Source organism: Mycobacterium sp. E3247, assembly GCF_001667785.1.
GTDB lineage: Bacteria > Actinomycetota > Actinomycetes > Mycobacteriales > Mycobacteriaceae > Mycobacterium.
In genome coordinates, this window is the sequence record NZ_LZJG01000184.1 from 13013 (window position 1) to 27851 (window position 14839).

The window sequence follows — 14839 nt, forward strand, 5'->3', positions numbered from 1 at the left end:
TAGCGTAGCAGCCAGCGATACCGCACAGAAGCGAGCGGGCACCTTCCTGATGAGAACTCGTTGTGCTCAAGAAATTTGAAACGGTACTTCCATATGTGCTGGCCTCCAACTAGGAATAACAGCGATGCCCAATCTCTAATCACGTTCCACACATCCTGTGCGTCAGCATGTTTCAACTCACACGCAATGACGGATCGTGACTCAGTATGGTTATGTCCTTGGCGTATAAAATAATTCATCCAAGTACAATCTCTGCCAGATCCAACGTCCGACGATCAACACCATTCCTTGCGCACTCTCCTCGCCACCCGGATAGTTGAACCATGACAGCCTGGACATCATTGCCGACAGCCCGAACCACAGGGTCAGATTCCTGAAAGGCAGTGACATGACGGGAATCTCCACCTTCTCACCGGAATCCGCTCCTACAGCATCATCAAGATCGAGGAGTTCTTCGTACCCATATGGCGTGCAGTCACTTGAAACACAATGGGATGGGAGTACTTCGCCGATGACGAGAGACGGCCATCCGAACGCCCCGACCGCCGCGGCGACACACCAGAACACCCATGCAACTATCTCCTTTTCGACCTCGCCCGAAAGAGACTTCCCGACTTCCGATGGTGTGTACCCTCCGCAAGACGACTCTCGACTGCTTGTCGACACCATGAGGGCCACGGGCATTGTTCCGGGCCGCCACGTTTTAGACCTCTGTACTGGTAGCGGCTTCATCGCTATCGCCGCTGCGGAGCTGGGAGCAGCGAGTGTAACCGCATTCGACATCTGCCCACGGGCAGTGCGGTGTTCGCGGGGTAACGCTATGCACGCCGGCGTCGCCATCGATGTCCGTGAGGGCTCTTGGATCAGCGCGCTCGATTGCGCACCATTCGAGGTGATCGTTTCCAATCCTCCTTACGTGCCTACGCCCCCGGCGACCGACGCGCACTTGATTCCGCCAACCGCGGGCCCCGCGCTGGCTTGGAACGCTGGTGCAGACGGACGAATGGTGCTGGACCCGCTGTGCGAATTGGCGTCTGGTCTGCTTGCCGACGGCGGTTCGATGCTGGTCGTCCAATCGACCTTCTCTGGTATCGAACAGTCGCTCGAGTCTTTGCGGTCAACAGGTCTCAATGCGAAAATTGTTGCTTCTCAGTGGGTTCCGTTTGGACCAGTGCTATCGGCGCGCGCCAGCTGGTTGGAAGATACGGGCCGCCTCGAACGCGGTTGTCGCAGCGAGGAACTTGTGGTGATTCGTGCAGATAAGCCACGCCGAACCGAATGCACGAGCAAATAGTGTCGACCGGCGGTTTCATGTAGGACGGACTGTCACGCGTGAGGATAAACTCAAAAATCCGGGACAATCTTACTCCTTTGCGCAGAGGGAAGCCTCGAATACCTTTCAAACTAATAGAATCGGGTCTCAGACAAACGACGTACAAACCAAAAGAAATGAATCCCATCTCAGGAGATCTGCGAATGAAAAACAGCGCGTCTTTGCGTCTCGATGTGATAGATCGGCCCGAACAACTCGCGCCGCTGCGCGCGCGTCAACTTGCTGATGAGCTCATGCGCATCTCTTTCCGGGCAACGTATGGCACACAACGCGACTCGTATGATCCAGGCGCCGAGGCCTGGCGGCGCTGGTACATGTCAAAAGGAGCACGGCCGCAGGATTACGATCGACTCGTGCTGGTTTATGACGGTCAATTTCTTGCACATTTCGCCGCATTAGATCTCATCCAAGGGCTGCAAGAAGGTGTCACTATCCTTTGGGTTCACGTGGCGATGACCGACCCTGATTACCAGGGTAGTGGAGCCCTACTTCTAGCCGCCAAAGCCCTATTGAACCCCGAGGGACTAGCGCTACTTGGGGATGAGCTATACTTGGTGTTTCGGACGGCCAATCCAAAATTGTACGAGGCGATGCGCACGCTGCGATCAACCTTCACACCCGACGGGTTTTATGGCGATGCTTGGTATCCGCAAATTGCTCCCGGAGGCACTATGGTGCCGGTGCCCGCGAATATCACCGAGCTTGCGGCGTGTTTGGCAGCTCGACTGTCACCGAATCACGAATTTGTCCGCGACACTTTCGTGATCAAGGGATGCTTTCAAGATTTCGATCCTTTGTGGCAGGACCTGGATGAGTTTCCCTGCAGGAACGCAATGACAAAAGACTACTTCACGAAAAACCTAGACAACTCGAACCAGGACGGACTAATGATCATCGTACAGATCGTGCGACCCACAGATTGCAGGGAACCGCAGAAGATCGCCACTGACGCCGAGTCGGCTTAAACCGCATTGTGGTGCAAATGGTGCCACATCCTTGGCAGGGACTGTAGTCCACCGGATCAGAGCTGATCGTGAGTTGAGATCCAGGTACGCCAAATATTCTGCAGCGGAATACTTTTCGCTGATAATCCTGCCGTTTTTGTAGGTCCGCTGTCATGCCGCCTGGGAACATCGATGGATATTGCACCCGCGGCACTGCCGCTGGCACCACCGTCAAGGGTCGAGCAATGCATGCCACCACCGGCCGCAGATATGCTCGGCGATGGTCAGAGGTTGCTCCGACCAGTCGCCAACCACATAGAACGGCTCCACCGCCAGTGCTGACTTGCCCCGCGGGTTAACGGTGTCTCGGTTACGGAGCAGTTGGTTTGCGGCTTGCAATGCAGATCGCTTGATAGTCACCTCGGGATAGCCGGCGCTTGTTGCCGGGGTCGTACCGTCGCAAAAGCTCTGGCACGCGGAGGTGCGTCGTCGTTTCGAATTCGTGACGCTGGAGAAGAGCGTCCACTTCCGTCGCCGTCATACCGGTTCGGTAGGGCTCGCCGCGGCGCGTAACGGAACGTGACACACGCCGGACGGTCGGGCGGGTGCTGTTGTGGCCGACAATATCGCGATCTCCGTAGTCGACTATCAGGCGACTAGCCGGGGCGCAGATTCGGCGCAATTGATCGAATGTCGCGTCGAGTGCAGCTGCGGTGAGGTAGAAGGTAACCCCAAGCCACACGACAAGCGATGGTGCGTTGACATCGAATCCTGCTGCGGTGAGCAAGCGCACGAGATCGTCGTGCTCGAAATCGCAAGGTACCCATATCGCATTCTCTAACGAGCGGGAACGTCGTTTGAGGATCTCTTGTTTGGCACGTTGCGTCGTCGGTGCGTCGACCTCGAAGACGAGGATATCCCGACTCGCGACATGTTCACTAGTGGTGTCAAATCCTGCGCCTAGTAGGACGAGCTGGCTAATACCCCACTCGATAGAGGAGTCCAACAGCTCATCAGCGACGCGTCGGCGCAGCACGATGTGCGCATGGAGCCCACCACAATACAGATCCAGCAATCGAATACCGAAGTTCGCGATCCTGGGGTGAGCCAACGTTACCGATAGTGCGGGATGGCTGACGAACCAACGAGCTTGGGGATCATTCAACAATCGTCGACCCAGCGGCTGTATTGACTCTGCGGCCCGCTGCCAGGCGTTGACCTGGGCTGTGAAGCTTGGTGTGTCGTCGAGGCGTCGATTGTTCATAGCGCGACGATAGCGAGTAGGTGGTTGATCTTGCTGGCGAGGCTGGTCGACTCTTTCCAACGCAGTCGTTCAGTGTGTTTGTCGCGCCGGGTGTTTTGCCTACGCGGACTTCACGAAGCAGCGAGTATGGTGTTTACTTGCGTTGAAAATTTGGGGTTTTCGAGTTGACGGTTAACGACGTGGACGGGACGCCGCTGCATGGCCCGTTGAAACCCCTTGGGTTGCAAGTTATCTCATCGGGCTGCTAGCGTCAGCCGGCACCGGTCACCCCGAATGCGGCAAATTGGGTTGATCGGATGATGATGTGCATTCCTGCAAGGTCGACGCGGCAAGGTTCTCGCATTGTCTTTCACCGCTCCACACTCAACGATTAAGGAGAAAACGGTGTCCCGTGTTTCCGCGGACCGCTCCAAAGGAGATAACGCATCAGCGATGTTGCTTTCGCGGCTGAAAGCACATGGCATCAACAAAGTCTTCGGCGTCGTCGGGAGGGAGGCGGCAGCAATCGGATTCGATGAGGTAGACGGACTAGAGTTTGTTCTCACTCGCCATGAGTTCACGGCCGGCGTCATGGCAGATGTGTTGGCGCGACTCACCGGGCGTCCCCAAGCGTGTTTTGCCACCCTTGGCCCCGGCATGACCAACCTGTTAACGGGCGTGGTTACGTCAGGGTTGGACCGCAGCGCTGTGTTGGCGATGAGCGCCCAATCCGAGTCGTACGACTATTTCCCGAACGAGACGCACCAGTGTCTGGACAGCGTCTCGATCATGAGACCGGTCACCAAATTTGCCGCAGAACTCCAAAGACCTGATGATGTAATCGATTTGGTGGACACCGCACTTTCTGCGGCACTCACCGAACCGGTTGGCCCGAGCTTTATCAGCCTTCCGGTGGACATTCTCGCCTCAGCGGGCAAGCAAAGCATCAACGACACGCCCCAGCCGCCGAAGCTGCCGCAACGCCCGCTATCGACAATGTCCTCCGAGTGGCGGACGGGGGCGGCCGCGGCCGCCCGGCTGCTTGAGACTGCCAATAGTCCCCTGCTGGTCGTCGGGGCGTCGCTAATCCGCTCGGGTGCGACCGACGCCCTGAGGGCGCTGGCGGAGACACTGAATATCCCCGTAGTCACTACGTACACCGCGAAAGGAATCCTGCCGCACGACCATCCGCTGAACTTCGGCGCTGTGAGCGGGTATATGGATGGGATCCTCAGTTTCCCGGCATTGGAGACTCTATTTGGCCCAGCTGACCTGATCATCGCAGCCGGATACGACTACTCAGAGGATCTCCGCCCGTCAATGTGGAACCATGGTCAACACAAGACGGTGGTGCGAATCGCCCCGACCGCCAACCCGGTGCCACGTGTCTTCCGCCCCGACCTGGACATAGTCGGGAATGTCTCCGACGTTATTGAGGCGGTCGCAGCCGAGAGCGCCCATATTTCTGCCAAGAAGGTGCGCGACATTGGCTCATTGAAAGCTCGGATGGATGGGCTGCTGTCCGACGACACTGTGTACCCGGACGGGATGCGGGTTCACCAGGTCATTAGCGAGATGAACACCTGTCTGGACGGCGCCGCTAGCGACGGGCAGGGGACGTTTGTGAGCGACATCGGATTCTTCCGGCATTATGCTGTGATCTTCGCCCGAGCCCATCAGCCATACGGATTTCTGACATCGGCCGGATGCAGCAGCTTCGGTTACGGCCTCCCCGCAGCCATGGGCGCACAGATGGCCCGGCCTGACGAGCCGGTGTTCGTCATCGCCGGAGACGGCGGATTTCATTCCAACAGCGCCGATTTGGAGACCCTAGCTCGCCTCGACCTCCCTGTGGTTGTTGTCGTCGCAAATAGCAGCACCAACGGACTCATAGAGCTGTACCAGAACATCGGATACGGGCGCACCCATCCTCCAGTCACCAAGTTTGGGACAGTCGATTTCGTCAAACTCGCTGAAGCTAACGGTGTCGAAGGCACCCACGCTACTGACCGGTCTGGGCTCGCTCAAGCATTGAAGGATGCAGTCAGCCGACGGCGACCGTTCCTTATCGAGGTCCCAATCTCCTACGACTTCAGTCCAGGGGGATTCGGAGCGCTAAGCATATGACGCTCAGCCGCTGAACGTACCCAGCGAGCTGGGGCGAGGAATGTCGCCAACCAGATTCTAGGACCAGATGATCACAGCCTTCAGAGTCGACATCAGCTTCCACACCTCACGGGCGCCCGGAGGTGAGCCACCCATATTCGCCACGAGCGGCGAGCTGGCATCAATCCGGGGTTCTACAACGGACCAGACTTGGACGGGATGGTGTGTTCTGCTCAATGCCGGTATGGGCCTTCAGCCTGCTCAGCTGCTGTCGGACTGCGGCCGTATCGTAATAATGGCCGGGGAAATCTACAACCGCGACGAACTGTCGCGCACGGTGGAAGGCGACAGCTTCAGCGATGATGCAGAACTCCTGTCGGGGAGCATGAAGAGCCACGGTCTCAACGCATTTCGCTCAATCAACGGCCGTTACGCGGCCGTCATCGGTGATGGGCCGCGGCTCACAATAGCCACCGACCATGCGGGCAGCGTGCCCGTATATATCAAGGCCACGGACTGCGGCATCTCCGTGTCAACCGAGATCAAAGCCCTCAGCTCCCGGGAGCAATCCGCAACTGGGCGTCGTCGGATAGACGGCGCGCCGTTAGTACCAATTGCTGACGGTATTCTTCGTGTCCCAGCGGGAACCGCTCTGTCATTGGACGTGAGCTCAGACATGCGGTCGTTGCGGACGATCCGTACCTGGTCGCCGCAGCCACACCGTGTGTCACCGGTCCCATCGGAAGCTGTAAAGCGCCTGCGCCAGCAGCTCAGTCACGCAGTCCAAGTACGGGTTGCCGGCAGCACGAGCACTCCCACCTGTGTCCTATCCGGAGGCATCGACTCCGGCGCGGTGTCGGCGCTGACAGCACAGCTATTTGGAAGCGTCGATACCGTTTCCATGGGAACCGATCTCAGAGACGAATTCTCCGCTGCGAGGGATGTGGCTGACCACGTCGCGAGGTACCACCCAACTTCGACACACACGGAGCTCATCGTCAAAACGGACGAGCTGCTAGACGAGATCCCGTGGGCGGTATGGGCAAGTGAGGCTTCCGACCCAGCGGTCCTGGAATACCTGCTGCCCCTGACGTCCCTGTATCGGCGACTGCAGGGTCGGGCGCGGCGAATTATAACCGGATACGGAGCAGATATCCCTCTCGGAGGAATGCATCGGGGCATCCGCGAATTGTCAGCTCTTGAGGACGCGATATTTGAGGACATGAGCACGTTCGATGGTCTGAACGAGATGTCCCCGGCGCTATCGGGCGCTTCCGGACACTGGTCCACCCACCCGTTTTGGGACAGAGACGTACTTGATTTGCTCGTTTCGCTAGAAGCGGGGCTGAAGAAGAAAGATGGGGTTGATAAGTGGGTACTGCGCGAAGCGATGGCAGACCTGCTGCCGGAATCGACCATCAGGAGACCGAAGACGGGGATACATGAAGGCACAGGGGTTTCGGACGCGTTCACCGAGCTGCTGCGCTGCAACGGGATCCCTCGAGAGAAGACCATGGATGCCAAGCGCGTGATCGTCTCCCGCATCTACCGCGAAACTGTTCTGGACGACCGGCATCCGGACGACTTGTCACTCCATCAACTAGTGGAAGAGTACGGCTGTGCCCGCTGAATTGACCGGCACACACGCTTCCGGCTACAACGGACGAATCAATGTGGAGAAGTCCCCACGGTACGCGCAGCCGGTGACCTTTATGCGGCTGCCCCACATTCCGGGCCCGGTCGGCAAGGACATCGTCGTAATAGGCGCGCCCTACGACGGCGGGACCAGCTACCGGCCGGGAGCCAGATTCGGTCCACAGGCCATACGAGCGGAGTCGGTGCTACTGCATGGGGTGGGCATAGAGCGCGGACCTGGTGTCTTCGATCTCCTCGATGTGGTGGACGGCGGCGACATCGACATCTCACCGTTTTCCATGGAGACCGCCATCGCTCAGGCCACCCAGGGCCTCGGCGCGCTGGCCATTGAGAACTCTTCATTCCTGATGCTGGGAGGGGATCACTCTCTAACTTTGGCCGGTATGCGGGCCGCGTTCAGCCGACACGGCAAGCTTGCGGTACTGCATCTGGACGCGCACAGCGACACCTACCCGCCCGTATACGGAGGTGTCTATCACCACGGGACGCCGTTCCGCCACGCTATCGAGGAGGGATTGGTCGATCCCGCACACTTCATCCAAATCGGTTTGCGAGGACACACCCCAGCCGCCGATTCGCTGGCCTATGCGCGCGGCAATGGCGTGATGGTCGTGACTGCGGAAGAGTTTGATGACGTCGGGGTCAAGGTCTGCTGTGAAATGGTGCGGAACAAAGTCGGCGCGCTCCCCCTCTACGTCTCCGTCGACGTCGACGTCGTCGATCCTGCTTTCGCCCCAGGTACGGGCACACCGGCGCCCGGTGGGCTGACTTCCCGGGAGGTTCTGCGCTTGCTCCGGGTTGTCGGCGACTTAGACTTTATCGGCGGCGATGTGATGGAGGTGTGCCCTGCGTACGACCAGAGCGGAATCACCGCGCTTTTGGCGGCCGAAATCGGCGCAGAACTGCTATATCAATATGCACGGCGGCAGTCGTCCGCGGAGCCAATAATTTCCGCATCGATATCAAGCGAAGGACCTCTCTGTGAGCACGGTTGACTTGATCAGCCCCGCCGGATTCGTCAGCGCCACATCGAATCTGGGCATTAAAGACGGCAGTGCGGACTTCGCAGTGGTGGTGTCGAAGACTCCCACACGTTCTGCGTCGGTCTTCACCCAGTCCAGATTCGCCGGACCCAGCGTTCTTCTTAGCCGTGCGATTCCCAGCCCGGGTCGGGCCCGGGGCTTTGTCGCGATCTCCAAAAATGCGAACGTCGCCACCGGAGAAGCGGGCTGGGACGACGCCGTCGAGGTCAGACGGCGGACAGCCGAACTTGCCGGCATAACACCTGACGAGCTGGTGATCGCTTCCACCGGAGTCATCGGGGTGCGATACCCCATGGATAAAGTGCGCGACGGACTTTCCGCGATTAAGACTCCGCTCGCGACCGCAGATTTTTTGTCCGCGGCCACTGCGATTATGACCACCGACACCCGCCCTAAGCTGTATTCAGCCCGGGCAGGAAAGAGTGTAATAACCGGTATCGCCAAGGGAGTAGGGATGATGGAGCCGAATATGGCCACCCTGCTGGCTTTCTTCTTCACCGATGCCGACGTTCCTGCTGACAGCCTCGACGCGGTATTCCGAAGAGTAGTCGCGAAGACGTTCAACGCTCTGAGCATCGACACCGACACCTCCACCAGCGATACTGCCTCTATCTTCTCCAATGGACTGGCAGGGCCTGTCGACCCGCACGAATTTGAGGCCGCCCTCAACGAAACCGCACTAAAACTGGTCCGCGCCATCGCATCTGATGGAGAGGGAGCATCGAAAGTCATCGAGGTTCACGTATCGGGGGCGGCTGACGAAAGCCAGGCCAGGGCCGTCGCCAAGTCAGTGGTGAACTCACCGCTGGTGAAGACCGCAGTCCACGGGGCGGATCCCAACTGGGGACGGGTGGCCATGGCGATAGGAAAGCTGGACACCGACACTCGCATCCGTCCAGATCTCGTGCAGATACGGTTCGGAGACACCCTCCTCTACCCGCATACTGACTCGCCAAACGCACTCCACGAGGCACAACAGCACCTCCAGCTTGGTGCTGTGGACATACACGTCGACCTGGGTATTGGCGACTCATCTTTCACAGCGTTCGGATGTGACCTCAGCGCCGAATACGTCAAGATCAACGCGGAATACACCACTTGAAATCCTGATGCGCCTCGCCTTCGATAAGGATTTTGCATGAGCAAACCGGCTGAAGTAGAAAAGGTCTCCGACACTGCCAGATGGGTCGCCGCGGTGCGCGCAGAAGAGACTAGGCGGCCGGATGCCTTATTCGCTGATCCCTTCTCAGAACTGCTGGCGGGCGACCGTGGCGCAGAAATCGCGAACGGTTTCCCCTACTTGGCCCGCGTCCTCACCGCATCCGGAATTATCGCCCGAACAGCCATCATCGATAAAATGATCACCGACGTAGTCGGGCGGGATTGCGATCGGGTGGTCAACCTGGGGTGCGGCATGGACACCCGCCCCTTCCGGCTGCAGCTCCCCCAAGATCTCGAATGGGTCGAAGTGGACCTACCGGACATCATCGACGAGAAGACGCGCCAACTCGAAACAGTGCATCCGAACTGCGAATTGAGCCGCGTCAGCGCGGACCTTTCGGATCCACAGGTGCGGACGCATCTTTTGGAGGAGACCCTCCAAGGGAGCCACAAGGCACTCGTCATGACCGAGGGCGTGCTCGCGTACCTGACCACGGACCAGGTAAAGGAACTGTCCAGCCTACTGTCAGCGGGGCCAGTCGCTTGGTGGATAACCGATGTGTATTCGCGGACGGCGATGCGCACGCTACGGCTGGTGATGAGAGGCCGGCTCGACAAGGCTGGTCTCGGGTTCGTAGCTCCCGCATCGGGTTTCAGGATGTTCCATGAGCACGGGGGTTGGCTACTCGATGAGGCAGCATCGGAGATGGAGATGGCCGCACGGTGGGGACGCATGCCAGCCTACCTTCGCGCGTTGACCGGACTTGCGAACAACCACGACTTCCAGAACTCGGGACGGGGCAACTGGGTGGCCATAGCGCGCCTGACCAAGGTTGCTTCTTTCAGCAAGTAAGACGATTGGCCTAACCCACAAATCGTCACGGAGCACACAACGGGGAACAGGAGCGCCGATGACCTCATCGGGAAAGTCGCATGACTCGTTCATCTCGGTAAGTCGGAATCCCGACATCGAAGCAGCTACCGCGACACTATCTTCCGCATTCTCGACAGATCCCGTGACCTGCTGGGCGATACCCCCGGACACACAAGAGCGAGGTCGGATACTCGATACATTCTTTGCGATGACCACTCAAAGGCTTCTCACTCAAGGTGGCATCGTCGCACACACACCCGGGTATCAAGGAGTGATCACTTGGTTGCCCGCCACATGCTCTCTTCCTTCGGAAGACGAATCCGCAGCTTTCTTGGACCTGTTGCAGGACAGTGTCGGGCCGTGCGGCCCCAGGGTGCGCATACTCATGGAAGAGCTTGACAGACGCCATCCTCAGGACCTTCCGCCGCATTTTTACGTGGTCTGTGCCGCGATAACTCCAGCTATGCAGAAGTCGGGACTTGTCAAGCGCGCCGAGGCGGGAATAAGGGAAAGGCTTAGGGCCGAAGGCACTGGTGGGTACACCGAAGCGTCCAGTCCGTCCAGCATGCTCCTGTGGCAATACATGGGAATGAAACGGATCGGCGACGAAATCAGACTCCCTGACGGCGGCCCATCACTGTATCCGCTCTACATGGATGCGTCAGACATCTGATCAACACGACGCATCGGCCCGCCGCTGTAGGTTGAACGAATGAGCGTTCAGACAGGTTCCGGCGAATGCTATTCATGCCACGGGCGAGATCGAGGAGAGGTCGGCCTCTCGATGCGAGACGTTGAGCGCGCCCGCAACACGGCATGGTGACGAACGCGGTGCGGCCACCAGAACCAGCGTCCCAGTAGTGTCGCAGCGGCGGGCATCATGAACGAGCGAACCACCAAGGTGTCGAACAACAAGCCGATCATGATTGTGGTGCCGATTTGGCCAACGACGCGCAGATCGCTCGTCACCATCGCGCCCATCGTGAACGCAAAAACGAGCCCGGCGGTGGTCACGACCGCCCCAGTGCTGCCCATCGATCGGATCATTCCCGTCTTAAGGCCCGCCCAAATTTCTTCCCGAAATCTTGCGACCAGTAAGAGGTTGTAATCCGATCCTACAGCCAGCATAACGATGATGGCCATTGCGAGCACGAGCCAATGCAGCGGCATATGCAACATGTGCTGCCAGATCAGCACCGACAATCCGAAAGAGGAGCCCAACGACAAGGCGACCGTCCCGACGATGACCGACGAGGCGACCACACTTCTGGTGATAGCGAGCATGATGACGAAGATCAGGCACAGCGACGCGGCCGCGGCAATCATTAGGTCGTACATCGAGCCGTCGTGCATGTCCTTGAAGGTCGACGCCGTGCCGGTCAGATAAATGTTGGCGCTGGCCAGTGGGGTTCCCTTGATTGCCTCGTCGGCAGCCTGCCTGATGCGGTCGATGTGTGAGATGCCCTCAGCCGTTGCAGGATTGCCCTTGTGGGTGATGATGAACCGCGCCGAGCTGCCGTCGGGCGACAGGAAAAGTTTCAGACCTCGCTGAAAGTCCGGATTGTCGAAAGCCTCGGGCGGAAGGTAGAAGAAATCGTCGTTTTTGGCACCGTCAAAGGCTTGTCCCATCGCGGTCGCGTTGCGCGTTAGCGCGTCCATCTGGGTGATCAACCCAGAGAAGGTGCTCGTCGCCGTCTGGGCCAGATCCTTGACAGTTTGCATTGCTGCGATCAACGGCGGTAACTGCACGAGCATCTGCGGCATGAGCCTGTCGAGTTGATCGGTACTGCGGGCCAAGTTGGTGACGTCCTGACTGAGGTTGTCGACGTCATCGATTCCGTCGAACAATGAACGAAGCGACCAACAGATCGGAATGTCGAAACAGTGACGCTCCCAATAGAAGTAGCTTCGCATGGGGCGCCACAAGTCGTCGAAATCAGAGATGTGGTTGCGCAACTGGTTGGCGTTGTCCTGCATTTGCCCTGTGTCCCCCGCCATGCCATGCGTCACGTTGGTGAGCTCTCTCGACAACCCTTCGATTTGCCACGAGATATCGATTATGCGTTGCAGCTCCTCGGTCATTTTTGACATGTCGCCCACGCGATCTCGCAGATATTTGAGATTTTCGATCGTCATGGCGCTTTGCGCGCTGAGCTGAAATGGAATAGAGCTGTGGTCGATCGGAGAGCCGAGCGGCCTAGTGATGCTTTGCACCCGCGCGATGCCAGGCGTGTGGAAGACCGCCCGGGCAACCCGGTCTAGAACGAGCATGTCGGTCGGGTTGCGCAGATCGTGATCGGCTTCGATCATCAGAAGTTCGGGCTCCATGCGGGCCGGTGAGAAGTGTCGGTCCGATGCTTGGAAACCGATGTTCGACGGAGTGTCGGCGGGCAAATAAAACCGACCGTCGTAGCCGGTCTGATAGCTCGGCAGGGCAACGAGTCCGATCATCGACACCAGCACCGCCGCAATGAATACCGGGGCGGGCCATCGGACAACGACAGTGCCGATCCGACGCCAGCGCCTTGTCTCTACCTTCCGTTTGGGCTCGAATGCTCCGAACCGGCTGGCGACGGCGATGACGGCTGGGGCGAGGGTCAGTGAGGCAGCAATCACCACGAGCACCGCGATGGAGCATGGCCACCCTAGTGTGTTGAAGACCGGAAGCCTGGTGAAACTCAGGCAGTACATCGCGCCGGCAACAGTCAGCCCCGATCCAATGATTACTTGGGCCGTCCCCCGAAACATAACGTAGTACGCGGCGTTTCGGTCCTGACCGGCCGCACGTGCTTCCTGATAGCGACCGATTAGGAAGATGATGTAATCGGTGGAAGCCGCGATCGCCAGTGCCACAAGCACATTGACAGCGAACGTGGACACGGCGATAACGTTGTCGTTGGTGAGAGTCGCAATCACACCTTCGGCCGCGAGCAGCTCGATGCCGACCGTAAACAGCACGAACACAGCAGTTGTCAGTGACCGATAGGTGATGAGTAGCAGGATCGCGATCACGATGATGGTGATGATCGTGATCTTCTCGAGGCTTTGGTCGCCATAGGTGCGGGTATCGCCATTCAGCGCGCCCGGGCCCGTCACGTAGGCCTTGATCCCCGGCGGCGGTGGCACGTTCTCTACAATGTGCTCAACAGCGGCGACGGAGTCGTCGGCCACCGCGCTGCTTTGATCACCGACGAGGTACAACTGAACATAGGCGGCTTTACCGTCGGTGCTCTGTGAACCCGCCGCCGTCAAACTGTCACCCCAGAAGTTCTCGACATGCTCGACGTGAGCTTTGTCTTCAGACAGTTTGGTGATCAGGGTGTCGTAGAACCGATGCGCGGTGTCACCCAGCTTATCTCGACCCTCCAGCATCACCATCGCCATGGTGTCCGAACTAAACTGCTGAAAATCTTTGCCGATTCGCTTCATGGCGATCAAGGACGGTGCATCGCGAGCGCTAAACGAGACACTATGCGTTCCAGCAACTTCGGCGAGCGGCGGCGTCACGGTATTCAGGACCACGGTGAGCGCTATCCAGAACAGAATGACCGGCAGCGCCAGCCACCGGATTATCCGGCCAGCAGCAATCAGTCGCCGGCCGTCAGGTTCGCCTCTCATGCGGACTTCACCAGGCAGCTGGTCGCGGCATTGTGCGACTCGACTGTAAGTTCATCGCGGACAACACCATTGACGGTGATACGGCAGCCCAGACGTTCACTGTCACCCTGGGCTACCACGTTGGCTACAACCGCACTGAGCGTCGTCTCGATCCGCATTGACCATGGTATCGTCACGTTATCGACTTCTTGAGGTTGGGCATTAGCATCAAGGTAATTGATGGTGGCTGTCGCGCCATTCGGGCCGAAGACCTCGTAGATAACATTTTTGGTATTGAAAGCAACAATTCCGTCAGCGCTGCTCCCGCCCGAAGCATGCTGATCTGAGCCGAAAATTTTATGCAGCCGCGAGACACTAACAGCTCCAACCGCTATCACGATGGCCATCACGATCGGAATCCAGATGCGTTTGATAAGGCCGGTCATTTCATCAGGGATTTCCGCCGGCCGCCCACAGGGTTGCATCTACAGTGTGGGACCAATGATTTCCTGACCTTGAGGGTTTCCGCTACCCGGGGTTTGGACCGGAACTTCTGAACGTGTCTGAGATTGTGCGTTTATCCATGTACCTTTAGGCCACCGCAGAGATTGACGCGGCGATCAACCAGACCCACCCGCTTCTGGCGATGCGCGCTTCTGTCCTTCAGCGAGAACTGGTCACAGGCCGATCGGGATTGGGGCGACACTGGTTCGCGTCTGCGCCTGGACATACCGCTGTTTATACCAGTGCTTGTCGCTGAACGGAAACGTTAGCTAGTGTACGAAGCCGGTACTCAGTGTTGTGCGCCCCAATCCCGATCGGCCTGTGACCAGTTCTCGCTGAAGGACAGAAGCGCGCATCGCCAGAAGCGGGTGGGTCTTC

Annotated in this window: 11 protein-coding genes; 8 read left to right on the top strand and 3 right to left on the bottom strand. The window is 58.5% G+C overall.

The genetic code is table 11. The features are described from left to right. The first annotated feature begins 577 nt into the window (after positions 1 to 577). Together A9X04_RS29595 and A9X04_RS09700 are read left to right on the top strand one after the other, a co-directional pair. Positions 578 to 1294 carry a HemK2/MTQ2 family protein methyltransferase gene (locus tag A9X04_RS29595; protein WP_255396483.1) on the top strand — a complete coding sequence of 239 codons (717 nt, stop codon included), beginning with the start codon at positions 578 to 580 and terminating at the stop codon, positions 1292 to 1294. A 182-nt stretch (positions 1295 to 1476) separates the two neighbouring features. Further along, on the top strand, positions 1477 to 2298 hold the full coding sequence (locus A9X04_RS09700) for a hypothetical protein (protein ID WP_156764295.1): 822 nt from the start codon (positions 1477 to 1479) through the stop codon (positions 2296 to 2298). Positions 2299 to 2647: 349 nt separating this feature from the next. Here the strand turns inward: A9X04_RS09700 and A9X04_RS29600 are convergent, their stop codons facing one another. After that, positions 2648 to 3541: an SAM-dependent methyltransferase gene (locus A9X04_RS29600; protein WP_082974900.1), complete on the bottom strand. Its 894-nt coding sequence runs from the start codon at positions 3539 to 3541 to the stop codon at positions 2648 to 2650. A gap of 384 nt (positions 3542 to 3925) precedes the next feature. Between A9X04_RS29600 and A9X04_RS09705 the strand changes: the two genes are divergently transcribed. From A9X04_RS09705 to A9X04_RS29605, 6 genes are all read left to right on the top strand, one after another. Further along, positions 3926 to 5647, top strand: coding sequence for a thiamine pyrophosphate-binding protein (locus tag A9X04_RS09705; protein WP_231985687.1), 1722 nt, complete (start codon positions 3926 to 3928; stop codon positions 5645 to 5647). Between the two features lie 223 nt (positions 5648 to 5870). Continuing rightward, positions 5871 to 7256 carry an asparagine synthase-related protein gene (locus A9X04_RS09710; RefSeq protein WP_255396484.1) on the top strand — a complete coding sequence of 462 codons (1386 nt, stop codon included), beginning with the start codon at positions 5871 to 5873 and terminating at the stop codon, positions 7254 to 7256. Continuing rightward, positions 7246 to 8277 (top strand): agmatinase, encoded by a 1032-nt coding sequence (gene speB, locus A9X04_RS09715; RefSeq protein WP_231985689.1) that lies wholly within the window; start codon positions 7246 to 7248, stop codon positions 8275 to 8277. The genes A9X04_RS09710 and speB overlap by 11 nt, the downstream gene beginning before the upstream one ends. Then, the gene (argJ, locus tag A9X04_RS09720) at positions 8264 to 9427 is read left to right on the top strand and encodes a bifunctional glutamate N-acetyltransferase/amino-acid acetyltransferase ArgJ (protein ID WP_082974902.1); all 1164 of its coding nucleotides are present in this window, start codon (positions 8264 to 8266) and stop codon (positions 9425 to 9427) included. Before speB ends, argJ begins: the two co-directional genes overlap by 14 nt. A 36-nt stretch (positions 9428 to 9463) precedes the next feature. After that, entirely contained in the window at positions 9464 to 10339 is an 876-nt protein-coding gene (locus A9X04_RS09725; RefSeq protein WP_067919760.1) for an SAM-dependent methyltransferase, read from the top strand. 229 nt (positions 10340 to 10568) lie between these two features. Then, positions 10569 to 11033: a GNAT family N-acetyltransferase gene (locus tag A9X04_RS29605; protein ID WP_156764296.1), complete on the top strand. Its 465-nt coding sequence runs from the start codon at positions 10569 to 10571 to the stop codon at positions 11031 to 11033. A 68-nt stretch (positions 11034 to 11101) separates the two neighbouring features. Here A9X04_RS29605 and A9X04_RS09735 read toward each other — a convergent pair whose 3' ends face one another. Continuing rightward, entirely contained in the window at positions 11102 to 13978 is a 2877-nt protein-coding gene (locus tag A9X04_RS09735; protein ID WP_082974904.1) for an RND family transporter, read from the bottom strand. Next, positions 13975 to 14403 (bottom strand): MmpS family transport accessory protein, encoded by a 429-nt coding sequence (locus A9X04_RS29610; protein WP_082974907.1) that lies wholly within the window; start codon positions 14401 to 14403, stop codon positions 13975 to 13977. The genes A9X04_RS09735 and A9X04_RS29610 overlap by 4 nt, the downstream gene beginning before the upstream one ends. Positions 14404 to 14839 lie beyond the last annotated feature (436 nt).